Source organism: Modestobacter versicolor (assembly GCF_014195485.1).
Lineage (GTDB): Bacteria > Actinomycetota > Actinomycetes > Mycobacteriales > Geodermatophilaceae > Modestobacter > Modestobacter versicolor.
Window position 1 is genome coordinate 439,384 of record NZ_JACIBU010000002.1, and the last position, 25,496, is coordinate 464,879.

Sequence of the window (25,496 nt, forward strand, 5' to 3'; positions counted from 1 at the left end):
GCTAAGATCGTCGAGCCATGCAGCCCAGCCGACCCGTACCCGTGCCGCCGGCCGCCCGTCGCACGTCACGCCTGCCGCGGGGCGCCCGCCGGGTGCAGCTGCTGCGCGCGGCGCAGGACGTCTTCGTCGCCCAGGGCTTCCACGCCGCCGCGATGGACGACATCGCCGACCGCGCCGGGGTCAGCAAGCCGGTGCTCTACCAGCACTTCCCGGGCAAGCGGGAGCTCTACCTGGCCCTGCTCGAGCAGCAGGTCGACGAGCTCACCGAGCGGGTCCGCCAGGCGATGGCCGGCACCGACGACAACCGGCTCCGGGTGGACGGCGCGGTCGGCGCCTACTTCGACTTCGTCGGTGCCGACGGCGAGGCCTTCCGGCTGGTCTTCGAGTCCGACCTGCGCAACGACCCGGACGTGCGGCGGCTCGCCGACCGGGGCGCCCGGTCCTGCATCGAGGCGATCGCCGAGGTCATCGCCGCCGACACCGGCGCCGACCCCGAGCGCGCCCTGCTGCTGGCCTCCGGCCTGACCGGGCTGTGCGAGACCAGCGCCCGGTGGTGGCTGGCCCGGCAGGGCACCGTGTCCCGCGACGAGGCCGTGTCGCTGCTGTCGGCGCTGGCCTGGCGGGGCATCTCCGGTTTCCCGCGCCGCGACGACGCCGACTGACCCACCCGCACCCGAGCGCCGCCGCCTCGTTCGCTGACGGCGCACCCGCCGGACCGGCTGCCTCCCCCGGGGCTGGACTAGCGTGGGGAGCCAGCAGCCAGACCTGAGGAGGCATCTCCACGTGGAAGTCAAGATCGGTGTCCAACACTCGCCCCGTGAGCTGGTCATCGACAGCCCCAAGACCCCGGACGAGATCGCGGCTGAGGTGTCCAAGGCGATGAGCACGTCCAAGGACGGCCTGCTGACGCTGGTCGACGAGCGGGGCCGGCGCGTCGTCGTCCCCGTCGACCGGATCGCCTACGTCGAGATCGCCGAGGCCGACCAGCGCCGGGTGGGCTTCATCGCCGGCTGACGAAGGACCGCACGAACAGCGACAGGGCGCCACCGCACCGCGGTGGCGCCCTGTCGGCGTCCTAGGGGTTGAGGCCGAGGGCCCGCATCCGCGCGGAGTGGGCGGTGGTGATCCGGGTGAGCAGCTCGCCCACCCCGGCCAGGTCGCCGGTGCCGGTGATGATCAGGTCGGCCAGCTCGTCGTGCTCGGCGATGACCGCCTGCGACTGGGTGAGCGCCTCACCGACCAGCCGGCGGGCCCACAGCGCGAGCCGGCCGGCGACCTTGGGGTCGGCGGCGATCGCGGCCCGCACCTCGCGCAGCGCGAAGTCCGAGTGCCCGGTGTCGGCGAGCACCTCCTCGACCAGCGCCCGGTCCGGCTGGGGCAGGAACGCGGCGACCTCGCGGTAGAAGTCCGCGGCCAGCCCGTCGCCGACGTAGGCCTTGACCAGCCCCTCCAGCCAGGTGCTCGCCCGGGTGCCGTCGTGGAAGGCGTCCAGCGCGGCGACGAAGGGCGTCATCGCGGCGTCGGCGTCGGCACCCAGCTCGCGCAGCCGCGCGGTCAGCCGCTCGTGGTGGGCGATCTCGGCGGCCGCCATCCGGGACAGCGCGGCGCGGCCGTCCAGCGTCGGGGCCAGCCGGGCGTCCTCGGCCAGCCGGTCGAACGCGGTGAGCTCGGCGTAGGCCAGCACCCCCAGCAGGTCGATGACGGCCTGGCGTCCGGCTCCTTCGTCGACCGCGGTCACGCGCTCCCCCTCCTGGTGCTCGCACCGTGCCGGCGCCGGGACGGCGGTGCCCCCGCGCCCGTGTTGCACGGCCGAAGGGCGAGGCTAACGGCCAGGTCAGGCTAGGATGGAATCGGCGGGCCGCGAGGTCCGTTCACAGCAAGGCAATCCCCTGTGCGCTGATGACCGCTGGATCTCCTCCTCGAGACCGTCCTCCTGAGGGCCGTCTCCCGGGCAGTCTGCACTCGACGCCCGGTCTGCTGGCCGCGTCGGCGCTTGGACCGAACATCCCGGAACCGACCCCGGGACCGGCAGACCGTCGACGGGGAACGCCCGGGCCACGCGGCCCGAGCACCGACGACGCGGCCCGGTCCCCCACCAGACCGAGGCGAGAGCACTGACCTCCACCGAGAACACGCCCACCGAGAACACCCCCGCCGCTCCCGAGCTCGAGCACGCCGAGACCGGCGCCCCCGCTCCCGAGGAGCTCGAGCAGCAGGTCGAGGAGCTCGGCGGCGCACCCGTCGCCCCCGACAGCCCGCTGTTCAGCGACTTCGACGTGCACCCCGACATCGTGGCCGCGCTGGCCGAGGTCGGGATCACCCGCACGTTCGCCATCCAGGAGCTCACGCTCCCGCTCGCCCTGGCCGGCAACGACCTCATCGGCCAGGCCCGCACCGGCACCGGCAAGACGCTGGGCTTCGGCATCCCGATGCTGCAGCGCGTGCAGCCCCCGGCCGAGGGCGGCGACGGCGTCCCCCAGGCGCTGGTCGTCGTCCCCACCCGCGAGCTGTGCGTGCAGGTCTCGCGCGACCTCGCCGCCGCCGGCGCCAAGCGCGGGATCCGGGTGCAGGCCATCTACGGTGGCCGCGCCTTCGAGCCGCAGGTGGCCGCGCTGCAGGCCGGCGTGGAGATCGTCGTCGGCACCCCCGGCCGGCTCCTGGACCTCGCGCAGCGGGGCGACCTGATCCTGGGCAAGGTGCGGGTCCTCGTCCTGGACGAGGCCGACGAGATGCTCGACCTGGGCTTCCTCCCCGACATCGAGCGGGTCCTGGCGATGGTCCCGGACAAGCGGCAGACGATGCTGTTCTCCGCGACGATGCCGGGCCCGATCGTCACGCTGTCCCGGTCGTTCATGACCCAGCCCACGCACATCCGGGCGCACGGCAACGACGAGGGCTCGACGGTCCCGCAGACCACGCAGTTCATCTACCGGGCGCACAACCTGGACAAGCCCGAGCTGCTGTCCCGGGTGCTGCAGTCCCGCGACCGCGGCCTGGTCATGGTCTTCTGCCGCACCAAGCGCACCGCGCAGAAGGTCGCCGACGACCTGGTCGAGCGCGGCTTCGCCGCCGCGGCCGTGCACGGTGACCTCGGCCAGGGCGCCCGCGAGCAGGCACTGCGCGCCTTCCGCGCCGGCAAGGTCGACGTGCTGGTCGCCACCGACGTCGCCGCCCGCGGCATCGACGTCACCGGGGTCAGCCACGTCGTGAACTACCAGTGCCCGGAGGACGAGAAGACCTACGTGCACCGGATCGGCCGCACCGGCCGGGCCGGCAGCACCGGGGTCGCGGTCACCCTGGTCGACTGGGACGACATCCCGCGCTGGCAGCTGATCAACAAGGCGCTGGACCTGCCGTTCGCCGACCCGCCGGAGACCTACTCGACCTCGCCGTGGGTCTACACCGACCTCGACGTGCCGACGACGGCCACCGGCCGCCTGCCGCGGTCCCAGCGGACCCGCGAGGGCCTGGGCGCCGAGACCCTCGAGGACCTCGGCGAGACCGGCAAGCGGCAGCGCACCGGCGGCGGCCGGTCCGGCGGCGGTGACCACTCCGGCCCGGGTCGCGACAGCGGTCGCGGCGGCCGGGACGGCGCGCGCAGCGAGGACGAGACCGCTCCCGGCCCGCGCAAGAGCCGGCCGCGCCAGCGCACCCGCGGCAGCGGTGCGGCGGCTGCCGGTGCCGCCGCGGCGACCGACGGCGGCGCCCCGGAGTCGTCCGAGGCCCCGGCCATGGCCGGCTCCGGCGAGCCGACCGGTGACGGCAGCAGCCGGCCGCGGCGCCGGCGTCGCCGGGGCGGGCGCGACGGCAACGGCGGTGGCGGCGGCTCCGAGTCCGCCGCCTGATGGAGGACCAGCCTCCACCCCACCCCTCGCTCCGCTCGGGGCGGGCCCCTGGAGGCTGGCCGTTCCAGCACGTCACGGGGCGCCCGCCGCTGCGGGTCTGGGTCTGGACGGCGGCCACCCTCGTGGTGGCCGCCGTCGCCGTGCTGCTGTGGCGCACCTCCGACGCCGCGGCGACCTCCAGCACGACCACGACCGCCGCCACCGTCCCGGACGAGTCGCCGGCCGCCGAGGTCGCGGAGGCCTGGGCGGCGGCCACCGGCCCCGCTCCGCGGCGGGTGGTGGAGAGCGGCCGGGTGCTGGTCACCGACCGGCGCGGGCTGGCCATGGTCGACGCCGCCAGCGGCGAGGAGGCCTGGCACTACCGCCGGGACAACGCCACGCTCTGCGACGCCACCGCCGTCAACGGCGTCGTCATCGCGGTCTTCCGCACCACCAGCCGGTGCAACGAGATGGTCGCCCTCACCGCCGCCACCGGCGTGCGGGCCTGGTACCGCAACGTCCGGTTCCGCACCGACGTCGACCTGGCCAGCACCGACCGCATCCTGCTGGCCCGCAGCCCCACCGGCGTCGTCACGATCGACCCGACGGGCAACAACACCCGCTGGCGGTACGCGCCCCCCGGCGGGTGCCGGCTGGTCGACTCCGACGTCGGCAGCTCCGGCGTCGTCGTGCTGCAGCGCTGCACCGACTCGGTGGCGCTGCAGGTGACGCTGCTCGACGGCTTCAGCGGCGAGCCGGTCTGGACCCGCGACGTCGACACCGCCGGCGCCACCGCCCGGCTCGCCGGGGTCGACCGGCTGGTGGACGTCGTGGTCGGCGACCGGGTGCAGGTGCTCTCCCCCACCGACGGCGGGCTGCTCACCGAGCTCGCCCTGCCGGCGCTGGACCCGGGGCAGGACGTGCGCACGGAGCCGCTGCAGCAGGCCGGCATCGGGGACGCCGCGCTGCTCTGGGCCCGCGGCACCGTCTACGCCCTCGACCAGACCACCGGCCTGCCCCGCTGGTCGCTGCCCGCGCTGGGGCTGCCCTCGGTGGGCACCGACAAGGCCAGCGCCACCGGCGCCCTCGCGGTCACCGTGCCCGAGGAGGGCGCCTTCGTCGTGCGCTCGATGGCCGACGGGAGCGAGCTGGGCCGGTCGGTCGCCGAGGACGCCGTGCCCCCGGGTGGCCGGGTGTCGGTGCTGGGTCCGGTCGTCGTCTACGCGACCGCCGACGAGGTCTCCGGCCACCGCTAGGGGGCGATCAGCGGCACACGACCGAACGGCAGGGCACACTCGGGGCATGGTCCTGCCTGGTGGCTCCGAGCACACCGCCCCCGACGACCTCCGCCAGCTCGCGGCCCACGACGCCGCCCGGGTCGCCTTCCCCGGCCGCACCGGCCCGCTGGCCGCCCTGGACACCGGCGAGGTCGAGAGCGGGACGGTGCTGCTGGTCGCCGGCTACACCGGCAGCAAGGAGGACTTCGCGCCGCTGCTGACCCCGATCGCCGACGCCGGGCTCCGCGCGGTCGCGATCGACCAGCGCGGCCAGTTCGAGTCCCCCGGCCCTGAGGACCCCGCGCCGTACTCCGTCGCCGAGCTGGCCGCCGACGTCCTGGCGGTCGGCCGGCAGCTCCGGGAGCAGTCCCCCGGCCCGCTGCACCTGCTCGGGCACAGCTTCGGCGGCATCGTGAGCCGGGCCGCCGTGCTGGCCGAGCCCGGGCTGTTCGACACCCTCACCCTGCTGGGCAGCGGCCCGGCCGCGCTGACCGGGCCCCGCGCCGAGCTGCTCGAGCACCTCTCGCCCCTGCTGGACGCCGGCGGGGTGCAGCTGGTCAACGACACCCTCGAGCAGCTCGCGATGACCGACCCGCGCGCCCAGGCGGTGCCCGCGCCGACCCAGGAGTTCCTCCGCCGGCGCTTCCTGGCCAACAGCGCTGCGGGCCTGCGCGGCATGGCCGACGCGATGCTCGGCGAGCCCGACCGGGTCGCCGAGCTCGCCGCCAGCGGCGTCCCGGTGCTGGTCGCGCACGGCATCGCCGACGACGCCTGGAGCCCGGCCGCGCAGGCGGACATGGCGCAGCGGCTGGGCGCCCGGCACGAGGTGATCGTGCACGCGGTGCACTCCCCCGCGATCGAGAACCCGGAACGCACGCTGCAGGTGCTGCTGTCGTTCTGGTCCGACCCGGTGGCGGCGGCCGCCGCGGACGACGACCAGACGGAGGCCGCCCGATGAGGCCCACCCCCTCGATCAAGGACTTCACCGCGGAGGAGGACCTGCTCGGCTTCTTCGGCCCGGGCAGCGTCACCTGGCGGGTGCACAGCGACCCGGCCTTCTCCGTCGGCGGCATCCGGGCGCTGCTGCTGCAGGCGCTGCACCCGATCGCGATGGACGGCGTCCACCAGTTCTCCACCGGGTTCACCACCGACCCGTGGGCCCGGCTGACCCGCACCGCCGAGTACGTCGCGACGCTCACCTACGGCACCCGCCGCGACGCGCTGCGCGTGGTGCGCCGGGTGCGCGGCCTGCACCGCGACAAGTCCGCCGTCGAGGGGACCACCGGCCGCCGGTACAACGTGGACGACGCCGACCTGCTGCTGTGGGTGCACAACTGCGAGGTCGACTCGCTGCTGTCCACAGCCCGGCGGGCCGGCGTGCCGCTCACCGACGCCGACGCCGACCGCTACGTCGAGGAGCAGGTCACCGCGGCCGTGCTGATCGGCGCGGAGGAGGACGACGTGCCGCGGACGGTCGCCGAGCTCGAGGCCTACTTCGACGGCGTCCGGGCCCGGCTGGCGGTCACCCCGGCGGCCCGCGCGGCGTCCCGGTTCATCCTGCTGCCGCCGATGCCGGGCTGGGTGCAGCTGCTCACCCCGGCCCGGCCGGCCTGGAGCACGCTCGCCTCGCTGGGCGCGGCGACCCTGCCGAGATGGGCCCGGCAGCTGTACGGGCTGCCCGGCTTCGGGCTCACCGACGCGGCGGCGACGGCCGGCCTGCGGGCGTTCCGGCAGACGGCGCTCGCGGTGCCGGTGCGGGTGAGGGAGTCACCGATCGTCCGGGCAGCGCGGGTGCGGGTGGCCGCGGCGGAGCCGATCAGCGCCTGCTGAAGGACCCCGTCCTCCTCATCCCTCGCGGGCTCGGGACGAGCCTCTGGACGGGGCCGGGGGTCAGTGCTGGTCCAGCTCCCGGCGGGCGGCGGCGAGCACCGCGTCGGCCACCCGGTCCAGCGACGGCGAGCGCAGCCGCCACTGCTGCCAGTGCAGCACGACGTCCACCGCGCCGCCGTCGTCGAGCTCGACCAGCTCACCCGGCGGTTCCTGCTGGCGGGGCACCATCCCCCAGCCGAACCCCAGCCGCACGGCGGTGATGTAGTCGGCCGAGGCCGGCACGTGGTGCAGCGGCGGGGCCGCCGGGTCGACGCCGCGCGAGCGCAGGTAGCCGTGCTGCAGGTCGTCCCGGCGGTCGAAGACGACGACCGGCGCCCGGGCCAGCGCTGCGGGCTGGACGCCGTCGGGGAGCCAGCGGGCGGCGAACGCCGCCGTGGCCATCGGCCGGTAGCGCATGCCGCCGAGCCGGGTCACCGAGCAGCCGGGCACCGGGTCGGCGGCCGCGGTCACCGCCGCCATGACCCGGCCCTCCCGGAGCAGCGCGGCGGTGTGCTCCTGGTCCTCCCGGTGCAGGTCGAAGGCGAGCTCACCGGCCAGCGGCGCCAGTGCGGGCAGCACCCAGGTGGCCATCGAGTCGGCGTTGAGCGCGATCGGCAGGGTCACCGGGCGGTCGCCGTCCTCGGGGCTGAGCTCGCGGGTCGCGTCGGCGGCCAGCAGCGCCACCTGCCGGGCCAGCCGCAGCACCGACTGCCCGGACCCGGTGACCTGCACCGGCTTGCTGCGCACCAGCAGGACGCGACCGGTCGCGGCCTCCAGGGCCTTGAGCCGCTGGCTGATCGCGCTGGGCGTCACGTGCAGCGCCCGAGCCGCCCCGTCGAGGGTGCCGGCGGTGACGGTCGCGTCGAACGCACGCAGCTGGGCCAGGTCGAGGTCCACGCACACCATTAGAGCTGCTTCAGGCGCGTCAGGAAAGACAGCTGGAGTGACGGCCCCTCCGCTCCTAGCGTCGACCTCGTGGACCCCGCCCTGCTCGCCGCTGCCGCCGGCCTCGGCCTCGGCCTCTCCCTGATCGTCGCCATCGGCGCGCAAAACGCCTTCGTGCTGCGGCAGGGGCTGCGGATGGAGCACGTGGTCGCCGTGGTGCTCGTGTGCGCGCTGTCCGACGCGGTGCTCATCGTCGCCGGGGTGGGCGGGGCCGGGGCGGTGGTGACCCGGGCGCCCGAGGTGGTGCAGGTCGTCTGCTTCGCGGGCGCGGCGTTCCTGCTGGTCTACGGCCTGATGGCGGCCCGTCGCGTCTTCCGCCCCGCCGCGCTGCTGCCCGAGTCCGGCGGCGCCCGGGCCGGCCTGGCGGTCACCATCACCACCTGCCTGGCCCTGACCTGGCTGAACCCGCACGTCTACCTGGACACCGTGGTGCTGCTCGGCTCGCTGGCCAGCACCTACGACGACCAGCGGTGGTGGTTCGCCGCCGGCGCGACGCTGGGCAGCGTCCTCTGGTTCACCGGGCTCGGCTTCGGGGCGCGGCTGCTCCGGCCGGTGTTCGCCCGGCCGACCGCCTGGCGGGTGCTCGACGCCGTCATCGCCGTCGTGATGGTCTCGCTGGCGGCGTCCCTCGCCGTGCGCGGCCTGCACGGCGGCTGACCCTTGCCACCCGCCGCCCTGCCCGCCAAACTCCCCGCCATGACTGCCGGGTCGGCCACGCGCCGTGCACGGAACGGGTACCCGGCGCACCGGTGACCCCCGGGTGGCCGCGCGGGCCACCCCCTCGGAGAGAGCCCCGCCCCCTCCCCTCTCCCCGACCTGGAGTCACCCGTGCCCATCGCCCTGCACCACATGATCGTCCCGGTGGCCGACCGGGACGCGGCCGTCGCCTGGTTCGTCGACCTGCTCGAACTGCGCGAGCCGTACACCGACGGCTTCTTCCGCTCCGTCCAGCTCGACGACTCGATCGTGCTGAACTTCGCGCCCGCACCGGTCCCCGAACCGGTGCACCTGGCCTTCCTCGTCGACGACGACCACTTCGACCGGGTGCAGGCCCGCTTCGACGCCGACGGGACGCCGTACACCGCCGACCCACCCGGTCGCCGTCCCGGTGAGGTCGGCGCGGTCAACCCCGACGGCAGCGGGCGGCGGTTGTACTTCCGCGGCCACGGCCACCTGCTCGAGGTGCTGACCCGGCGCTACACCGACGTGCCGGCCGGGTCGCGGTCGAGCTGAGGCGTCAGCGGTCGGCGCCCTCGCGGACCGGGAGACCGTCGCGGCTGCCGGCGATCTCGTCGTCCGGGAGGGCGTCGGCCAGCCGCTGCAGGTCCTCCGGTGACAGCTCGACGTCCACCGCGCCGGCGTTCTCCGCGAGCCGCGCCCGGTGCCGGGTGCCCGGGATCGGGACGACGCCCTGCCCGACCAGCCAGGCCAGCGCGACCTGGGCGACGGTGGCCCCCTTCTCCGCCGCGAGCGCCTCGACCCGGTCGACCAGCCGGCGGTTGGCGGCGAACGCCTCGGGCTGGAAGCGGGGCAGGCCGCGGCGGGCGTCGTCGGGCGCGAGGTCGTCGAGGCTGCGGACGCCGCTGGACAGCACCCCGCGACCCAGCGGCGAGAACGCGACGAAGCCGATGCCGAGCTCGTCCAGCACCGCCTTCTCGCCGTTGCGCAGCACGTCGCGGGAGAACAGCGACAGCTCCGACTGGACGGCGGCGAGCGGGTGGACGGCATGCGCCCGGCGGATGGTGGCCGCCGACACCTCGGACAGCCCGATGTGCCGCACCTTGCCGGCGGCGACGAGCTCGGCCATGGCGCCGACCGTCTCCTCGATCGGCACGGCCGGGTCCACGCGGTGCAGGTAGTAGAGGTCGATCACGTCGGTGCCCAGGTGGCGCAGCGAGCGGTCGGCGGCCCGGCGCACGTAGGCCGGGCTGCCGTCGCGGCCGTGCGAGGTGCCGTCGTCGTCGAAGCCGGCCGACGCCTTGGTCGCCAGGGTCACCTGGTCGCGCCGGTCGCCGAGCGCCCGGGCGATCAGCTGCTCGTTCGCGAAGGGCCCGTACGCCTCGGCGGTGTCGATGAAGGTGACGCCGAGGTCGACGGCGTGCCGCAGGGTGGCGACGGACTCCGCCTCGTCGCTGGCGCCGTAGAAGGCGCTCATGCCCATGGCCCCCAGGCCGATGGCGGAGACGGTCAGCCCGTCGCCCAGGTCAGTGGTCCTCATGCCGGTCCTCCCCTGCCGCCACCTCGCGGTAGGCGGCGATCTTGTCCTCGATGGCGGCGAGGTGCCGCTGGGTGCGGGCCAGCTGCTCGAGCACCCGCTCCCGGTGCCGCTCCAGCTCGACCAGCCGCTCTGCCTCGGTGCCGGGTCGGCGGCTGAGCTCGGCGATCACCCGGATGTCGGCGATCGGCATGCCGGTCTCCCGGAGCATCACCAGGCCGGCGAGCCAGGCCAGGTCGCGCGCGCGGTAGCGGCGCCGCCCGCCGGCGGTGCGCGGGGTGGGGTCGAGCAGCAGGCCCTCGCGCTCGTAGTAGCGCAGCGCCTCGGTGCTGATGCCGGTCGCCTCGGCGGCCTGGCCGATGGACAGCCCCTCGGCGGGGACGTCGACGTCGACGTCGGGCAGCAGCAGCGGGGTCACGAGATCCATGCTGCGATCTGTAGCGCGCTCCAGGTCAAGCCGTCCAGCGGTGTGCCCGGTCACCCGGCCGGCGCGGTCTCCTCGGCCAGGAAGCTCCACGTCTCGCGCGCCGGGACGGCGGCCTGCCCGGCGGGGCAGCTGGGCCGGAAGTCGCACCAGCTGCACTGCTGCCCGGTGACCGGCGGGAACGCCTCGTCGACGTCGGCACCGGCGTCCAGCGCGGCGGTCGCCGTCTCGATGTCGGCGGCGATGTCCTCGGCGCGGCGCACGTGGTTGGCCAGCGACCGCTCGGTGTGCTCGAAGGAGGCCACCGTGCCCGAGGGCAGGTGGTGCAGCTCGACCCGGCTGCACGCCCTCCGCAGGGTCCGCCGCACGCCGAGCACGTAGATGGCCAGCGCCGGTGACCCGCGCGCCTCGTCCTCGGTGCTGGGGACCCGCCCGGTCTTGTAGTCGACGACGACCAGCTCGTCGCCGCGCTGGTCGATCCGGTCGATGCGCCCGGACAGCGCCAGCCGCCCGGTGGTCGCCCCGACGGTGCGCTCGGTACCGACCGGCTCGTCGTCGGGATCGAGGTCGGTGACGTAGTCGGTGAGCCAGCTCGCCGCCCGGCTGCGCCAGCGGTCGGCCTGGTCGTCGTCGCGGAACCCGGTGCGCGACCAGACGCCGTAGAGCAGCTGGCGGGCGGCGGCCGGGGTCCGCTTCTCCCGGGACAGCTCCCACCACGACCGCAGCGCGGCGTGCACCGCGGAGCCGACGGTGTTGTGCGCCCACGGCGGGCCCTTGGGCGGCGTGGGCCGGGTCAGGTAGGCGAACCGGTAGCGGCGCGGGCAGTCGGCGAAGGTGGCCAGCTTGCTGGGGGTGGCGGAGAACAGCCGCCGGGGCATGCCCGGCATCTCCAGCTGGTCGCCCACGCCCGTCACGGTAGCCCGGGGTGGTGACGGTCTCAGCCGTGAGCAGCAGTAGGTGCTGAGCCGTGAGGAGCAGTAGGTGCTCAGTCGGCGATGACCGGGACGCCGGTGCCGGCGGCGAGCAGTGCCTCGAACTGGTCGGGCTCGGTGGTGCAGGCCGCGATCGGGGTGCGCTTGTTGGTGCCGTGGTAGTCGCTGGAGCCGGTGCGGATCAGCCCCAGCCCGGCGGCCAGCGCGCGCAGGTAGGCCCGCTGGTCGGGGGTGTGGTCGGGGTGCTCGACCTCCAGGCCGAGCAGCCCGGCGGCGGTCATCTCGGCGATGGCGTCGTCCCCGACGACCCGGCCGCGGGAGGTGGCCAGGCCGTGGGCGAACACCGGCACCCCGCCGGCGGCGCGGACCAGCCGGATGCCGTCGAGCACGTCGGTGTCGGCCTTGGCGGCGTAGTACGGGCTGCGGTGGTGCAGCACGGAGGCGAACGCCGCGTCGACCGACTCGACGACGCCGGCCTCGACCAGCGCCCGGGCGATGTGCGGCCGGCCGACCACGCCCCCCTCGCTGCGGGCGACGATCTGCGCCCACTCGACGGGGTAGCCGTCGGCGGCCAGCGCGGTGACGATCCGCTCGCCGCGGGACAGCCGCTCCTCCCGCAGCCGCACCCGCTCCGCCACGAAGGCCGGGTGCAGCGGGTCGAAGAGGTAGGCGAGCAGGTGGACGCTGATCGGCGGCTCGTCGGCCGGGAAGTACCGGCAGGAGAGCTCCAGGCCGGGCACCAGGGTCAGCCCGGGCGGGCGGGCGGCCTCGGCGGCGGCCCAGCCGGCGGTGGTGTCGTGGTCGGTCAGCGCGACGACGTCCAGCCCGGCCGCGGCCGCGGTGGCGACGAGGGCGGCAGGGCTGTCGGTCCCGTCGGAGACCGAGGAGTGGGTGTGCAGGTCGATGCGCACGGGGGTCAGCCTGCCGCACCGGGATCCCGGCCCGGACGCCGGTCGGCGGCGGTCAGCCCGGCGGGCGGGTGCGCGGGATCGGCGCGGTGTCGTGCCGCCGTCCGGAGGTCAGCGGCGGGGAGGGCGGCGCGGGCGCGTCGGCGCGGTCGGCCGGCCCGTCCGGCGAGCCGGTGCCGTCGTCGTCGTCCCCGACCCGGTTGGTCGAGAAGTCCGTGCCGAACATCAGCTGGCTCAACGTCTTGTAGAGGGTGTCGGCGTGCGGGACGTAGGTGATCTCGTCCAGGCCCTGCTGCTGGCCGGCCGACTCGAACCGGAAGGTGCCGTAGCCGAGCAGCTGCCCCCAGAAGGTCTCCTTCCAGGTCAGGTCGGTGATCCGGCGCAGCGGCATGACCGCCACGGTGCGGATGATCACCCCGGAGGTGAGCAGCACCCGGCGTCGGGTGACCAGGAAGTGCCGCACCCACCACTCGCCGACGTGCAGCCCGAGGTAGCCCAGTGCGCCGAGGGCCACCACCAGGCCCAGGGTGGTGCTGACCCGGTTGCCCGGGTCGAGCTGCAGCAGGAAGACGCCGACGACCAGCACCGGCACACCGCGCAGGGCCGGCCGCGCCAGGACGGCGGGGTGCCGGCGGGTGGCGATGACCGGCGGCTCGTCGGCCAGCAGGTACTTCTCGGCGTCCTTGCCCCAGCGGGGCGGCCGGGCGCGGGGGCCGGACACGACCGGGGTCAGACGAGCGAGCCCACGAAGGTGGACAGCGACTGCGCCGCGTCACCCAGGGCCGCACCGGCGCTGCGGACGATGCCGGCGGCGTCGTCGGGACGCTGGATCACGTAGAAGACCACGAACGCGACGGCCAACCAGGTGAGCACCTTCTTCAGCACAGGTCGCGCTCCTCTCCTCAGGTGCGTGGGGCACACCGCGGGGCTGACGGCGCATGCGCCACCACGGCCGGGGAGGACCGCAGGCACATGCGTAACAGCTGCCCCAGGCGCAGCACCAGCCGCCACGCCGGGCGGCCGGTGGATCGAGACCGGTCAGCGGCCGGGCAGCAACCGCTCGGTCGGCGGCCCCAGCGGCAGGTCGGGGTAGACCCGGTCGCGCAGGTCGATGAGCTCCAGGTCCTCGGCGAGCAGCCACGCTGCCGACGCCGGCCAGGTGACCAGCCACAGCCAGACGCCGTGGGCCTCCCCCACGTAGGCGGCCCGGTCGTCGCCGGTGGGCACCAGCCACAGCGGCGCGCGCTGGCCGGCGGCCTGGATCTCCGCGGTGGACGGGCCGGACACCAGCTCGCCGGGGTCGACGCCGGGCAGCCCGGCGTAACCGCAGCCGAGCCCGGTGCCGGGTTCCTCGGCGACCAGCACCAGCTCGGCGGCGCCGCCCAGCGGGGCCGGCCCGGCGCAGGCGACGACGATCGCCCGCGCGCCCGGCTCGCCGCCCCAGGCCAGCCCGGTCACCGCCCAGTCGCCGGGCATCGGGTCGGGCACCCAGGCCGGCACCTGGGCGTCGGCGCAGATGGCCCGGATCTCGTCGTGGGCCACGACGGCCGTGTGGTGCAGCGGCGTGACCAGCGCGTGTGTGTGGCACCACCCCTCGGCGGTGGACCCTCGCTTCACCACCAGCGTCTCGCCGCAACGAGGGCACACCGGGGAGACGCTCATGGCCGCACACCGTCCATTTCTGGGAGGGGTTCGTCAAGCTTCCGGGAGGTGCGGGTCGCGCGCGCGGTGGGACCCGGACCGGCTGCCCGGGGCGACGTAGCCTCGGCAGCGTGGCTGGACCCGTGCCGGAGGTGCCGTGCGTCGGCGCCGTGGTGCACGACGCGGCGGGCCGACTGCTGCTGATCCGCCGGGGTCACGCGCCCAGCGCCGGCCTGTGGTCGGTGCCCGGCGGCCGGCTGGAGCCCGGGGAGTCCGAGGTCGAGGCCGTCGTCCGGGAGGTGGCCGAGGAGACCGGGCTGACCGTGCGCCCGGACCGGGTGGTGGGCCGGGTGCGGGTCGACGGGGACGGCGTGGTCTTCACCGTCACCGACTGGGCGTGCACGCTGCTCGACCCGGGTGAGCAGCCGGTTGCCGGGGACGACGCCGACGACGTGGTGTTCGTCGACGCGGCGGGGCTGACCGCGCTGGACATGGCACCGGGCGTGGTGGCGGCGCTGTCGGGCTGGGGCGTGCTGCCCCGCTGAGCGCGCGGGTGCCGTGCTGGACGACCACCCGCGCGGGCTCACCGGCGGACCGGCTCGGGGCGACCGGGCTGCTCGCCGCCGCGGCTCTCCCCGTAGGAGCGCTTGGGCACCATGACCTTGCGGCGGAAGGTGCAGACGACGGTGCCGTCCTGCTTGTAGCCGATCGTCTCCACGTGCACGACGCCGCGGTCGTCCTTGGACCTCGACTCGGTCTTGTCCAGCACGGTGGTCTCGCCGTAGATCGTGTCGCCGTGGAAGGTCGGGGCCACGTGCTTGAGCGACTCGACCTCGAGGTTGGCGATCGCCTTGCCGGAGACGTCGGGGACGCTCATGCCGAGCAGCAGCGAGTAGACGTAGTTCCCGACCACGACGTTCCTGCCGAAGTCGGTGGTCTCCGCGGCGTAGTGGGCGTCCAGGTGCAGCGGGTGGTGGTTCATGGTGATCAGGCAGAACAGGTGGTCGTCGTACTCGGTGACGGTCTTGCCGGGCCAGTGCTTGTAGGTGGCCCCGACCTCGAACTCCTCGTAGTACCGGCCGAACTGCATCTGGCTGCTCCCGCGGGTCGACATCAGGCGCGGGCCACCGGCGCAGGTGGGAGTACCCGGACAGGCCGCCCCGCGGTGGCGGAGCAGCAGCTGTCCGCCACGGAGCGACGATGACCCGTCTGGACGGGCGCCGATCCTACGATGAGGCGGTGCCGCTCCAGCCCGCCCCTGACCTGCCGGCCGTGGCCGAGGTGGTGCGGCTGAGCCCGGCCGCCCGCCTCGTCCGGTTGGTCGCCGCCGCCGCCGTGCTCGTGGTGGTCCTCGCCGGGACCGTGTGGGGTGACGACGACGCCTTCCCGTTCGGGCCGTTCCGGATGTACTCGACCCGCGCCGACCCGGACCAGCCGGTGATCTCCACCCGGGTCGTGGGGCTGACCGCCGCGGGTGAGGAGGTCCGGCTCTCCGGCGGGCAGGTGGGGCTGCGCCGGGCGGAGTTCGAGGGCCAGCTGCCGCGGATCGAGGCCGACCCCGAGCTGCTCGGCCTGCTGGCGGAGTCCTACGCCGAGGCCAACCCCGACGCCGAGGAGCTGGTCGAGGTGCAGGTGGTGCAGCGCCGCTTCGAGCTCTCCGCGGGCCGGCCCACCGACACCTTCACCGACCGGGTGATCGTCGAGTACGACCTCGAGGAGGACGGGCAGTGAGCACCGCCGCCCCGACGCCGTCCACCGGGCCGGCAGAGACGCCGGCGACCTCTCCGGAGACGGCCGCCGCGACCCCGGGCACCCCGGGCTGGTGGTTCCGGCCGGTGCCGCTGGCCCGGGTCGCGGTGTTCCGGGTGATCGCGTACCTGTTCATCCCCATCGACGTCTTCGTCACCACCTCCTGGGTGCGCGCGCACGCCGACGTGCCCACCGAGTGGTACGCCCCGCTGCTGGTCGGGCGGGTGCTCAACCTGCCGACACCCACCCACACCGTGGTGCTGGTCGTGCAGTGGGCGCTGGTCGTCGCCGCCGTGCTCGCCGCCACCGGCCGGGCGCCGCGGCTGCTGGGCACGGCCGTCTTCCTGCTCTACGCGGAGTGGATGGTCATCGCGATGAGCTACGGGAAGGTCGACCACGACCGGATCGCCTTCCTGGTCGCGCTGGCCGTGCTGCCCACCGTCGGCGTCGCCCGGTTCCGGGACCGCCGGTCCTCGGAGTCGGCCGGCTTCGCGATGGCCGCGGTGCTGGTCGCGGTGATGCTCACCTACTTCCTCGCCGCCTGGGCGAAGATCCGCTTCGGCGGCTGGGACTGGCCGACCGGCGCCACGCTGAGCCGGGCGGTCGTGCGTCGCGGCACCGAGCTGTCGGAGTGGACCCTCGACGTCCCCTACCTGCTGCCGGCGGCGCAGTGGCTGATGATCGCCTTCGAGCTGGCGGCCCCGCTGATCCTGCTGGTGCGCAGCAACCGCGCGCGGATCGGCCTGGTGGCGTTCCTGCTCGGCTTCCACGTGATGGTCTACGCCGGCGTCGGCATCATCTTCCTGCCGCACTGCGTGGCGATCCTGTCGATCCTCCCCTGGGAGCGGCTCACCGCGGCCCGCCGCCGGACGCAGCTCGACCCGGCTCCGGCCGCGGTGCCCGCCAGCGGCTGAGCGCCGTCGGGCTGCGGCACCGGCGCTGGTCAGAGCATCGCCCCGATGCGCGCCGCCATCTCCGCCTCGTGCTGCTGGTACGCCGAGGCCACGCTGGTCAGCAGCTGCCCCATGCCGGTGAGCGCCTCGCTCACCCCCTGGCTGGACAGCCGCCACTTCTCGTAGAGCTCGCTGAACTGCACCGCGGCCTGGCTGTCGGTCCAGCCCTCCAGCACCGAGCTGTTGATGCTGCTGGACAGGGTGGCGTGCCGGGACGACGTCTCGGCGGCCTCGGCCTGGCACTGCCCGGCCATCGTGTTCAGCGTCGCGATCTCGACCTTCATGGCTCCTCCTCGGTCCGGGGACGTCCCGGTGGGGCGGAACGGTAGGGGCGGCGAGGTCGACCGCGCCGCCGTCGTCCACAGCCGGGACCGCCGTCCACAGATCGCCGCGGACCGCCCCGCGCACCGGTCCCCGCCCGGCAGCATCGCGGCGTGCCCCCACCACCCGCTGGACCGTCCGCGGCGGTCCGGGCCGTCCGGACCTGGACGCTCTGGTCGGCGGAGGGAGCCCTCGACGTCGAGGTGGACGCCCCCGAGGACGGCACGCTGGGCGACGTCGTCGGTGCCCTGATCGACGGCCTGGGGCTGCCGGACGTCCAGCTCTGGGCGGGCTCGGCCGCCCTCCCGGCCAGCACGCCCCTCTCCGTCGCCGCACTCCGGCACGGGGCGGTCCTGGGGCTCGGCCGGCCCGGTCCGCGGGACGCGTCCACGGCCACCTCCGGCGCCCTGGAACTGCACCTCACCGGCGGACCGGACGCCGGCCGCACGGTGGCCGTCGCCCAGGGGGACCTGGTGCTCGGTCGCGGCACCGGCTGCGGGCTGCCCCTCGCCGACCCCGACGTCTCCCGCCGGCACGCCCTCCTGTCCGTCGCCGAGGGGAGGGTGACCGTCGCCGACCTCGGCTCGACGAACGGCACGTCGCTGTCGCCCCCCGGTGGCCCCGCCGAGCCGATCGGCCCGACGCCGAGGGAGTGGCCGGTCGGCGGCGTCCTGCGCATCGGGTCGACGAGCGTGCGGCTGACGGGTCCCCAGGGGGCCGCCCTGGAGCAGCGACCGACCACCGGGGGCCGACGGCTGGTCCGCCCGCTGGGTGGCGCGCCGCGGCCGGCACGCAGCGCCGCGGTCCGGATGCCCGCGGAGCCCGCCGAGCAGGGGCGTCGCCGGTTGGGCTGGGTCGCGGTGGCCCTCCCGGCAGTGGGCGGGGTGCTGATGGCCTGGCTGCTGTCCACCCCGCTGTTCCTGTTCTTCGCACTGCTCAGCCCGGTCGTCGCAGTCGCCAGCTGGGTCTCCGACCGCGCCACCGGGCGGAAGGCGCACCGCAGGGCCGTCGCCGACCACGCGTGGGCGGTCGCCCTCGCCGAGGCCGAGCTCGCCGCCGCGGTCGCTGCCGACGCGTCCCTGCGCGAGGAGGAGCACCCCGACCCGGCCCGGCTGGCCGCAGCCGCCCGCCGCCGGAGCAGCCCACTGTGGTCTCGCGCGGCCGCCGACCCGGCCGGGCTCACCGTGCGCCTGGGGTCCGGGCCGGGCCTGACGGGGGTGACCCGGCTCGAACCCGACGGGACCCGAGTCCCCGCACCGGCCGGGCACCTGCCGGTCACCGTGCCCCTTGCCGGGTGCGGCGGGCTGGGTGTCGTGGGACCACGCCCGTCGGTGCTCGGCGTCGCCCGGGCCGTGCTGTGCCAGCTGGCCGTGCTCGCCTCGCCGGCCGAGGTGGAGCTGGTGCTGGTCTGCCCGCGCGACCGGGCAGCCGCCTGGGCCTGGCTCCGCTGGCTGCCGCACCTGCGCGGGGTCCTGCTGAGTGGGGAGGACCCACCGGACCTGCTCCGCGCGGCGAGCAGGGCGCAGCGCACCGTCGTGCTGCTGGACGGCCCGGTCGACGCTGCGGTGGCCGAGGCCCTGGCCCAGGACGTCGACCGGGTGATCCGGCTCGACCTCGCCGAGACCGAGTCCAGCCTGGCGCTGCCGGCACCAGCCCGGCTCGAGGTGGTGGGCGAGACCGGTGGCACCGGCCGGCTCCGGGTGCCCGGCGCGGACGACGACCGGCGCCTGACCCTCGATGCCGTCGGTGCGCACACCGCGGCGGCCATCGCCCGCGACCTCGCGGCGCTCGGCGTCCCGGCCGTGACGGGCGGCCTGCCGGACACCGCGCGGCTGCTGGAGCTACCGGCCGCGGGCCTCCGGCTGCCGCCGGGCGGTGCGCCGGTCGGTGGGTGGGACCGGAGCCGTCACTGGCTGACCGCCGCGCTGGGCGCCGGAGCCCGGGAGCCGGTCGGCGTCGACCTGGTCACCGACGGGCCGCACGCCCTCGTCGCGGGCACCACGGGCTCGGGCAAGTCCGAGCTGCTGCAGACGCTGGTCGCGAGCCTCGCCCTGCACCACCCGCCCGACCGGTGCAGCTTCCTGCTCGTCGACTACAAGGGCGGAGCTGCCTTCGGGGAGGCGGCCGGGCTGCCGCACACCGCCGGGGTGCTCACCGACCTCGACCACCAGTCGACCGCCCGGGCGCTCCGCTCCCTGTCCGCCGAGCTGACCCGACGCGAGCGGCTGCTGGCCGAGCACGGGGCCCGGGACCTCACCGGGCTCCCCGACTCCGTGCCCGCCAGCCGGCTGGTGATCGTGGTCGACGAGTTCGCCACCCTCGCCGAGGAGCTCCCCGGGTTCGTCAGCGGGCTCGTGGGCATCGCCCAGCGCGGCCGGTCCCTCGGCGTCCACCTGGTGCTCGCGACCCAGCGCCCCGCCGGCGTGGTCAGCCCGGAGATCCGGGCCAACTGCTCGCTGCGGATCTGCCTGCGGACCACCGACGAGGGCGACTCCCGCGACGTGCTGGGCAGCACCGCGGCGGCACACCTGCCCCCCGACCGGCCGGGCCGGGCGTACCTGCGCACCGGCTCCGCCGCGCCCGTGCTGTTCCAGGTGGCCCGGGTGTCCGGCGCTGCCGAGCCTTGCGCGGCGGTCGCCACCGCACGTCGGCTGCCCTGGCCGCCGCCGCCCGCACGTTCTCCCGCGCCGCCCGGCCCAGCCGACCCGACGGACCTCCAGCGGCTGGTCGACGCGCTCGGCCGGCAGGCCCTGGCGGCCGGCACCCGGCAGGTGGACCGGCCCTGGCTGCCACCGCTGCCCGACGAGCTGCCAGCCGCAGCGCTCGACGGGCAGGCCCCGGACGACCCGTCGACGGTGCTGTCCATCGGGCTGCTCGACGCTCCCGACGCCCAGGCGCAGCTCCCGTTGCGCCTCGACCTCGCCGACGGCGGCGGCTGGCTGCTGGTCGGCGGTCCGGGCAGCGGCCGGACCACGGCGCTGCGCACGGTGCTGACCGAGGCGGTGCGCCGGCTGCCGCCCGCCCGGCTGCACGTGCACGTCCTCGACCACGGCGGCGGGGCGCTGGCCCGGGAGGCGGCCGCGCTGCCGCACTGCGGCACCGCCGTCGACCGGCGCGACGCGCACCGCAGCGCGCGGCTGGTGGCACGGCTGGGCGCGGAGGTCGACCGCCGTCGAGCCGGGACGGTGCCGGCCGACCACCCGCTCCTGCTGATCCTGGTCGACGGCTTCGAGAGCCTGGTCGGCCAGCTGGAGGAGGCCGACCCGGCGACCGGTGGCGCCGGGCTGCTGCGGCTGGTCCGGGAGGGCGCAGCCGTCGGGGTGACCGTGGTGCTCACCGCCGAGCGTGCCGTCCCGGGCAGCCGGGTGGCCGGCGCCGTCCGCACCCGGCTCGTGCTGCCGCTGCCCGACCGGGCCGACTACGCGGTCGCCGGTGTGCCGGCCCGGTCGGTGCCGGGCCACCGCCCGGCCGGTCGCGCCCTCCTCGGCGAGGACGCGGTCGAGTGCCAGCTGGCCCTCCCCCGTCCCGGCGTCCAGCCGCTCGAGGACCCGGTCGGCACGGTCAGCGGCCAGCCGCCGCTGCGGGTGGTCACGCTCCCGGCGGATCCCACGCTGCCCCTGCCGGGCAGCGCTGCCGGACACGACCGGCCCTGGCTGCCCCTGGGACCCGGCGGTGACGAGGGGACCGTGGTCAGTGTCGACCTGACCCGCACCGGCGGGCTCCTCGTCGTGGGCCCGCCCGGGAGCGGGCGGTCCGATGCGCTGCGGGCCTTCGCCCGGCACCTGGCCGCGAGCGGCACGCCCGTCCTGGTGCTGGGCCGCGCCGCGACCACCACGGGCGGCGGGGCGGGTGGGTCGTCGGCCGCCGGACCGGACGACGTGCAGCGTGACGACGCCGAGGGGGTGCGGGCGTGGACGGCCCGGCTGGGCGCGCAGCCGGCGGTCGTCGTCGCCGACGACCTGGCCACGCTCCCCGACGCGGTGACCGACGCGCTGTCGCCGGTGGTGGCACCGGCCGGCCCCGTCCTGGTGCTCGCCTCCGGCACCGCTGCCGAGCTGGCCGGGGCCTTCCGCGGGCCGGCGGTCCAGCTGCGCCGCAGCCGGACGGTGCTGCTGCTGCGACCGGTCGCCGGTGACGCGGAGCTGCTGGGGCTGCGCACCCCGCGCACGCCGCTGCCCTCCCGCCCGGGCTCGGGGTGGCTCGTCACCCCGGCCGAGGCGGTCCGGCTGCAGGTGGCCCGCCGGCGGAGCCCGGGGTGAGCGGGCGGCCCCGGGTCGCACCGGAGCCCCGCCGGGCGCGGTCAGAGCAGGTCGAGCGCGGGGCCGATCTCCTGGGTGGCGTACCAGGCCAGCTCGTGGCCCTCGGCCTGGTCGACGCGGAACTGGGCGTCCTCGCTGCCCAGGTCGGCCTCGAGCACCACGTTGACCGCGGCCCGCACGTCCTCCTCGGCCTCGGCGACGTCGATGTGCGCGCTGGCGACGTCGGCGAGGGCGACGTCCGCGGTGGTGCGGGCGGCCCCGGCGTCCGCAGCGTCGTCCTCGATGGGGGTCACCGAGTCGTCCGGGACGTCCGCGGCGAGCACCACCCGGCGACGGGCCGCGGCGGGGTCGTTGTCGATCAGCCGGAGGCTGGCTCGCGCCGCGGCGATGAGGGCGGCGTACTCCAGCTCCTCCTCGTCACCGTCGCTGAGCTCGTAGAAGCTCCGCAGCTGCGGCGTGACCGTGAAGACCGTCAGCGGTCCGGTCAGTCGGCCCTGGTCGAGCAACCCTTCCAGCACGGTCGTCGTGGCCGGCAGGTACACGCGCACCCGGTTCGCCTCCCTCTCTCGTCGGACAGCGACCGTAACGCCCCGAGCCCGTCGATCTTCCCGGCCCGGGGCGACCGCCACGGGCCGGTCACCCGACAGGGCCAGAGCTCAGGAGGCGAGCTCGACCAGGTACGCGACCTCCTGCTCGATGAGGTCGGCGAGCGCGTCGACGTCGCTGATGCTGTCCCGGTCGGCGTTGAGCCCGAAGTAGACGGTCCCGTCGTAGCTGGTGAGCCCGATGGCCAGCCCCTGGCCGCGCACCAGCGGCACCACCGGGAAGACCTCCACCACCCGCGCTCCTCCGGCGTACAGCGGCACCTGCGGCCCGGGCACGTTGGTCACCACCAGGTTGAACAGCCGCCGGGACAACCCGCTGGCCGCCCGGGCCCCGAGCGCGTGCAGCGTGGGCGGGGCGAAGCCGGACAGCGCGCTGAGCGTGTCGGCGCCCACCGACTGGCTGCTGGGGGCCAGCCCGCGCATCGCGAAGCTGATCCGGGCCAGCCGCACCCGGGGGTTGGGCTCCCCCACCGGCAGGTCGACCAGGAAGGAGCGGACCTCGTTGACGGCCGACTCGTCCTCGCCGCGCACCGACACCGGCACCAGGGCCCGCACCGAGGTGCTGCCCACGACCGGCTCGCCCCGGGACAGCAGCCACTCCCGCAGTGCGCCGGTCACCGAGGTGAGCAGGACGTCGTTGACCGTCCCGCCGAGCTCCTTGCGGACCGTCCGCAGGTCGTCCAGGGAGGCCCGGGCCACCGCCACCCGGCGCTGCCGGCCGATCGGGGCGTTGAGCGGGCTGACCGGGGCGGGCGACACCGCCGTCCGGGCGACCGCCGCGACCAGACCGCCGGCCACCCCGGCCCAGCGGGCGGCCGTGGCACGCAGGTCGCCGACCGCGGTCCGCGCCGTGTCCAGCACGGCCGACGGGCGCTGCAGGTAGTCCTCGACCGCCTCCCAGACCAGCGCGGCCGACCCCGGGGGCCGACGTGGCCGCCACTGCTCCGCTGCCGACGGGACCGGCCGGACGGCGTCCTGCTCGGGGTCGAGGATCACCTGGCCGATGTCGATGGCGCCCAGCCCGTCGACCAGCGCGGGGTGGGTCTTGGTCACCACCGCCGAGCGGTCGCCGGCCAGGCCCTCGACCAGGTACATCTCCCACAGCGGCCGGCTGCGGTCCAGCGGGCGGGCGGTCAGCCGCGCGACGAGGTCGAGCAGCTGCTCCGCGGTGCCCGGACGGGGCAGCGCCGACCGCCGCACGTGGTAGCTGATGTCGAAGTCCGGGTCGTCCACCCAGGCCGGGTTGGCCAGGTGCCCGGGCACCTCGACGATCCGCTGGCGGTAGCGGGGCACCAGCGGGAGCCGGGTGCGCACCAGCTCGATCAGCGCCTCGTGGTCCAGGCCCCCGCCGTCCGGGCACGCGTCCAGCACGATGACCCCGCCGACGTGCATCGGCGTGCCCGGTTCCTCCAGGTACAGGAACGAGGCGTCCAGTGCGGTGAGCCGCTCGACCAACGTGACCTCCCTCACCGGCAGACGCCACACGCTACGTCGGACCGGACCGGGCGCACCGGCCGCCCCCTCCCCCGGTCCGTCTCAGCGACGCCGGCGACCTCGCCGGGCAGCCGGGCCGGGGACCCCGCTGAGCTCCGCGGCGAGCGCCCGCAGGCCGGCGCGCAGCGGTGAGTGCGGGGCCACCTCGGCGAGCGTCCGCCCGGACGCCAGCGCCGCGTCGGTCGCCTTCCGGTCGGCCGGCAGGAACGCCCGCACCTCGCGGCCGGCGAACCGGCTCAGCGCCGTGGCGATCTCCTGCCGGGCGTCGCCGGGCACCGGCCCGCGCCGCACCTGGTTCACCACGACGACCGGCTCCACCCCCGGCAGCACCTCGCGCAGCTCCGCCAGAGCTCGGACGGTGCGCTGCAGCGCCACCGGGTCGGCGCCACTGACGCACAGCACCTCGTCGGCGGCCTCGAGCACCGTCAGCGTCGCCCCGTTGCGCCGGGGCGCGGCGGTGTCGAACGACAGCTCCTCGTCCTCCTCGAGGGAGAACGCGCAGTCCACGACGGTCAGCGACGCCAGCCGGCGGGCCTCCTCGAGCACGACGGCCACCGCCTGCGGCCGCAGCTCGGGCCAGCGGTCGGCGCGGGCGAGCCCGGTCAGCACCCGCAGGTGCGGGCTCAGCGCCCACGCAAGCCGGGCCAGGCCCGCGAGGTCCAGCGTGCCCGCAGCCGCCTGCCGCGTGGCCGCGGCCACGCCCGGCGACTCGTCGAGCAGGCCCAGCACCTGCGCCACGACCCCGCCGTAGACGTCGGCGTCCACCAGCAGCGCGGGCACCTCCAGCCGGGCCGCCTCGTCGGCCAGCCCGACGGCGACGGTGGTCCGGCCCGGCGCGCCGGTGGGCCCCCACACCGCGACCACCCGCCCCGGACCGGCCGGCCGGGCGCCCGCCTCCGGGGGCAGCCCGAGCACCGGGAGCGCCGCACGGGGATCGGCCACGTCGTGCCCGACCGGCGGCACCCCGGACACCGCGTCCCGCAGCGCGCGGGCGATCTCCTCGGGCGGGGAGTCCGCCGGGAGCACCCGCACCACACCCAGCTGGCGCAGCCGCTCCGCCGCTCTCGTGTCGCCCGGTTCCACCAGCCCCACGACGGCGACCCCGGCCGCGGTCAGCCGCGCGACCGCGGCCCCGTCGAGCCGGCGCAGCTCGGCGGAGAGCAGCGCAGCCTGCCCCGTCCCGGTGCCGGCCGCGGCCAGCAGGTCGGCGACGTCGACGCAGCGGCGCACCACGGTGACCCCGTGGTCCTCGCGGTCCAGGGCACCGACGAGCTCGGACTCCCAGGCCGCGCCGGTGACCGCGGTGAAGACCTGCAGCGCCATCAGCCGGTGGGCCCCGCCGGTGCCGTGCCGGCCGGGGTCACGTCCTCGTCGGCGTCCACGGAGTCGCGCACGACGACGACCAGACCGCGGCCACCGATGGCACCGAGCACACCGGCCGCGTCCTCCGCCGCGACGGCCACCACGACCTGCACGGTCGTCGTCGACGAGGAGAGCACGCCGTCACCGCGACCGGTGACCGCCTGCACGGGGGCCGCGGACACCACCAGGTCGACGTCCCCACCGGTCTGCGCGCTCGCCCCCACCGCCGGGTCGGCGACGGCGTACACGTCGACCACCTGCCCGCGGGCCAGGCTCGGCGGGACGTAGCCGGCCTGCACCGGCAGCGCGAGCTGCACCAGGCCGGTCGCCTCCTCCAGCGCCGAGCGCGGCAGCAGCTCGCCGGCGCGCACCGCCCGGCCGAGGACGCGCCCCTCGGGCTGCGTGCTCGTCGCCAGGTACTGGCCGGCGACGTCGTCCAGCCGCACCTGCACGGCCACCAGGTCGCCCTCGCCGAGCACCGTGCCCGCGGCGAGGTCGCCGGACGCCGACCAGACCGGGACCGTCGCGTCCGCGGCGGTGACCACGCGTGCGCCCAGGAGCACCGAGGCGAGCACGAGCAGGACGCCGAGGACCAGCCGCAGGTCGAGCCAGCGCGGTGGCCGCACCCGGCGCGGGACCGGCCCGCCCGGCGGCGCCTCGGGGCGCCCGGCGACCGGGGCCGCAGTGGTCGCGCTCATCGGTCGATCGTCCCCGCTCG

General features: G+C 76.2%; 27 protein-coding genes. 12 read left to right on the forward strand and 15 right to left on the reverse strand.

The genetic code is table 11. The annotated features are described in order from the left end of the window. The first annotated feature begins 17 nt into the window (after positions 1-17). Together FHX36_RS22075 and FHX36_RS22080 are read left to right on the forward strand one after the other, a co-directional pair. Complete coding sequence (locus tag FHX36_RS22075; protein ID WP_110551620.1) at positions 18-662, forward strand: TetR/AcrR family transcriptional regulator; 645 nt, start codon at positions 18-20, stop codon at positions 660-662. Between the two features lie 121 nt (positions 663-783). Continuing rightward, on the forward strand, positions 784-1,014 hold the full coding sequence (locus FHX36_RS22080) for a DUF3107 domain-containing protein (RefSeq protein ID WP_110551621.1): 231 nt from the start codon (positions 784-786) through the stop codon (positions 1,012-1,014). A gap of 61 nt (positions 1,015-1,075) precedes the next feature. Here the strand turns inward: FHX36_RS22080 and FHX36_RS22085 are convergent, their stop codons facing one another. Beyond that, complete coding sequence (locus tag FHX36_RS22085) at positions 1,076-1,738, reverse strand: ferritin-like fold-containing protein (RefSeq protein WP_110551622.1); 663 nt, start codon at positions 1,736-1,738, stop codon at positions 1,076-1,078. A gap of 538 nt (positions 1,739-2,276) precedes the next feature. Here FHX36_RS22085 and FHX36_RS22090 point away from each other — a divergent pair. From FHX36_RS22090 to FHX36_RS22105, 4 genes are all read left to right on the forward strand, one after another. Beyond that, positions 2,277-3,845 (forward strand): DEAD/DEAH box helicase, encoded by a 1,569-nt coding sequence (locus tag FHX36_RS22090; protein ID WP_258372646.1) that lies wholly within the window; start codon positions 2,277-2,279, stop codon positions 3,843-3,845. 125 nt (positions 3,846-3,970) lie between these two features. Then, positions 3,971-5,080 carry an outer membrane protein assembly factor BamB family protein gene (locus tag FHX36_RS22095; protein ID WP_343056706.1) on the forward strand — a complete coding sequence of 370 codons (1,110 nt, stop codon included), beginning with the start codon at positions 3,971-3,973 and terminating at the stop codon, positions 5,078-5,080. Positions 5,081-5,126: 46 nt separating this feature from the next. Next, positions 5,127-6,059, forward strand: a complete 933-nt coding sequence (locus FHX36_RS22100) for an alpha/beta fold hydrolase (protein ID WP_110551625.1) — start codon at positions 5,127-5,129, stop codon at positions 6,057-6,059. After that, positions 6,056-6,931, forward strand: coding sequence for an oxygenase MpaB family protein (locus FHX36_RS22105; RefSeq protein WP_110551626.1), 876 nt, complete (start codon positions 6,056-6,058; stop codon positions 6,929-6,931). Before FHX36_RS22100 ends, FHX36_RS22105 begins: the two co-directional genes overlap by 4 nt. Before the next feature lie 60 nt (positions 6,932-6,991). Here FHX36_RS22105 and FHX36_RS22110 read toward each other — a convergent pair whose 3' ends face one another. Next, positions 6,992-7,867 carry a LysR family transcriptional regulator ArgP gene (locus tag FHX36_RS22110; RefSeq protein ID WP_110551638.1) on the reverse strand — a complete coding sequence of 292 codons (876 nt, stop codon included), beginning with the start codon at positions 7,865-7,867 and terminating at the stop codon, positions 6,992-6,994. Between the two features lie 78 nt (positions 7,868-7,945). On the opposite strand from FHX36_RS22110, the gene FHX36_RS22115 reads away from it, so the two are divergent. Together FHX36_RS22115 and FHX36_RS22120 are read left to right on the forward strand one after the other, a co-directional pair. Then, positions 7,946-8,572: a LysE/ArgO family amino acid transporter gene (locus FHX36_RS22115; protein WP_110551627.1), complete on the forward strand. Its 627-nt coding sequence runs from the start codon at positions 7,946-7,948 to the stop codon at positions 8,570-8,572. Positions 8,573-8,743: 171 nt separating this feature from the next. Continuing rightward, on the forward strand, positions 8,744-9,148 hold the full coding sequence (locus FHX36_RS22120) for a VOC family protein (RefSeq protein WP_110551628.1): 405 nt from the start codon (positions 8,744-8,746) through the stop codon (positions 9,146-9,148). Between the two features lie 4 nt (positions 9,149-9,152). On the opposite strand, the gene FHX36_RS22125 is transcribed toward FHX36_RS22120, so the two are convergent. The 7 genes from FHX36_RS22125 to FHX36_RS22155 all read right to left on the reverse strand — a co-directional run bounded on the left by FHX36_RS22125 (position 9,153) and on the right by FHX36_RS22155 (position 14,056). Then, the gene (locus FHX36_RS22125; RefSeq protein ID WP_110551629.1) at positions 9,153-10,133 is read right to left on the reverse strand and encodes an aldo/keto reductase; all 981 of its coding nucleotides are present in this window, start codon (positions 10,131-10,133) and stop codon (positions 9,153-9,155) included. Beyond that, complete coding sequence (locus tag FHX36_RS22130; protein WP_110551630.1) at positions 10,120-10,557, reverse strand: MerR family transcriptional regulator; 438 nt, start codon at positions 10,555-10,557, stop codon at positions 10,120-10,122. The genes FHX36_RS22125 and FHX36_RS22130 overlap by 14 nt, the downstream gene beginning before the upstream one ends. A gap of 50 nt (positions 10,558-10,607) precedes the next feature. After that, positions 10,608-11,459, reverse strand: a complete 852-nt coding sequence (locus tag FHX36_RS22135) for a RecB family exonuclease (protein WP_258372647.1) — start codon at positions 11,457-11,459, stop codon at positions 10,608-10,610. Between the two features lie 80 nt (positions 11,460-11,539). Next, entirely contained in the window at positions 11,540-12,397 is an 858-nt protein-coding gene (locus tag FHX36_RS22140; RefSeq protein ID WP_110551631.1) for a PHP domain-containing protein, read from the reverse strand. Between the two features lie 52 nt (positions 12,398-12,449). Further along, positions 12,450-13,115, reverse strand: a complete 666-nt coding sequence (locus tag FHX36_RS22145; protein WP_110551632.1) for a PH domain-containing protein — start codon at positions 13,113-13,115, stop codon at positions 12,450-12,452. A gap of 8 nt (positions 13,116-13,123) precedes the next feature. Beyond that, the gene (locus FHX36_RS22150) at positions 13,124-13,279 is read right to left on the reverse strand and encodes a hypothetical protein (protein ID WP_014742606.1); all 156 of its coding nucleotides are present in this window, start codon (positions 13,277-13,279) and stop codon (positions 13,124-13,126) included. 153 nt (positions 13,280-13,432) lie between these two features. After that, positions 13,433-14,056, reverse strand: a complete 624-nt coding sequence (locus FHX36_RS22155) for a DUF6758 family protein (RefSeq protein WP_110551633.1) — start codon at positions 14,054-14,056, stop codon at positions 13,433-13,435. 110 nt (positions 14,057-14,166) lie between these two features. On the opposite strand from FHX36_RS22155, the gene FHX36_RS22160 reads away from it, so the two are divergent. Continuing rightward, a complete protein-coding gene (locus FHX36_RS22160; RefSeq protein ID WP_110551634.1) occupies positions 14,167-14,580 on the forward strand; it encodes an NUDIX hydrolase in 414 nt (137 codons plus the stop codon). A gap of 38 nt (positions 14,581-14,618) precedes the next feature. On the opposite strand, the gene FHX36_RS22165 is transcribed toward FHX36_RS22160, so the two are convergent. Continuing rightward, entirely contained in the window at positions 14,619-15,149 is a 531-nt protein-coding gene (locus FHX36_RS22165; RefSeq protein WP_246407250.1) for a MaoC family dehydratase, read from the reverse strand. 125 nt (positions 15,150-15,274) lie between these two features. On the opposite strand from FHX36_RS22165, the gene FHX36_RS22170 reads away from it, so the two are divergent. Next, positions 15,275-15,766, forward strand: a complete 492-nt coding sequence (locus FHX36_RS22170) for a hypothetical protein (RefSeq protein ID WP_110551635.1) — start codon at positions 15,275-15,277, stop codon at positions 15,764-15,766. Beyond that, entirely contained in the window at positions 15,763-16,698 is a 936-nt protein-coding gene (locus FHX36_RS22175) for an MFS transporter permease (RefSeq protein WP_110551636.1), read from the forward strand. The genes FHX36_RS22170 and FHX36_RS22175 overlap by 4 nt, the downstream gene beginning before the upstream one ends. 29 nt (positions 16,699-16,727) lie before the next feature. Here FHX36_RS22175 and FHX36_RS22180 read toward each other — a convergent pair whose 3' ends face one another. Next, a complete protein-coding gene (locus tag FHX36_RS22180) occupies positions 16,728-17,021 on the reverse strand; it encodes a WXG100 family type VII secretion target (RefSeq protein WP_110551637.1) in 294 nt (97 codons plus the stop codon). Between the two features lie 150 nt (positions 17,022-17,171). Between FHX36_RS22180 and FHX36_RS22185 the strand changes: the two genes are divergently transcribed. Beyond that, on the forward strand, positions 17,172-21,317 hold the full coding sequence (locus FHX36_RS22185) for an FtsK/SpoIIIE domain-containing protein (RefSeq protein WP_183514377.1): 4,146 nt from the start codon (positions 17,172-17,174) through the stop codon (positions 21,315-21,317). A 41-nt stretch (positions 21,318-21,358) separates the two neighbouring features. On the opposite strand, the gene FHX36_RS22190 is transcribed toward FHX36_RS22185, so the two are convergent. From FHX36_RS22190 to FHX36_RS22205, 4 genes are all read right to left on the reverse strand, one after another. Beyond that, positions 21,359-21,865, reverse strand: coding sequence for a DUF6912 family protein (locus tag FHX36_RS22190; RefSeq protein ID WP_110554185.1), 507 nt, complete (start codon positions 21,863-21,865; stop codon positions 21,359-21,361). 108 nt (positions 21,866-21,973) lie between these two features. After that, entirely contained in the window at positions 21,974-23,392 is a 1,419-nt protein-coding gene (locus FHX36_RS22195) for a WS/DGAT/MGAT family O-acyltransferase (RefSeq protein ID WP_220036096.1), read from the reverse strand. 66 nt (positions 23,393-23,458) lie between these two features. Further along, a complete protein-coding gene (locus FHX36_RS22200; protein ID WP_183514379.1) occupies positions 23,459-24,739 on the reverse strand; it encodes a CpaE/TadZ family protein in 1,281 nt (426 codons plus the stop codon). Further along, positions 24,739-25,476: an SAF domain-containing protein gene (locus FHX36_RS22205; RefSeq protein WP_183514381.1), complete on the reverse strand. Its 738-nt coding sequence runs from the start codon at positions 25,474-25,476 to the stop codon at positions 24,739-24,741. The genes FHX36_RS22200 and FHX36_RS22205 overlap by 1 nt, the downstream gene beginning before the upstream one ends. Positions 25,477-25,496 lie beyond the last annotated feature (20 nt).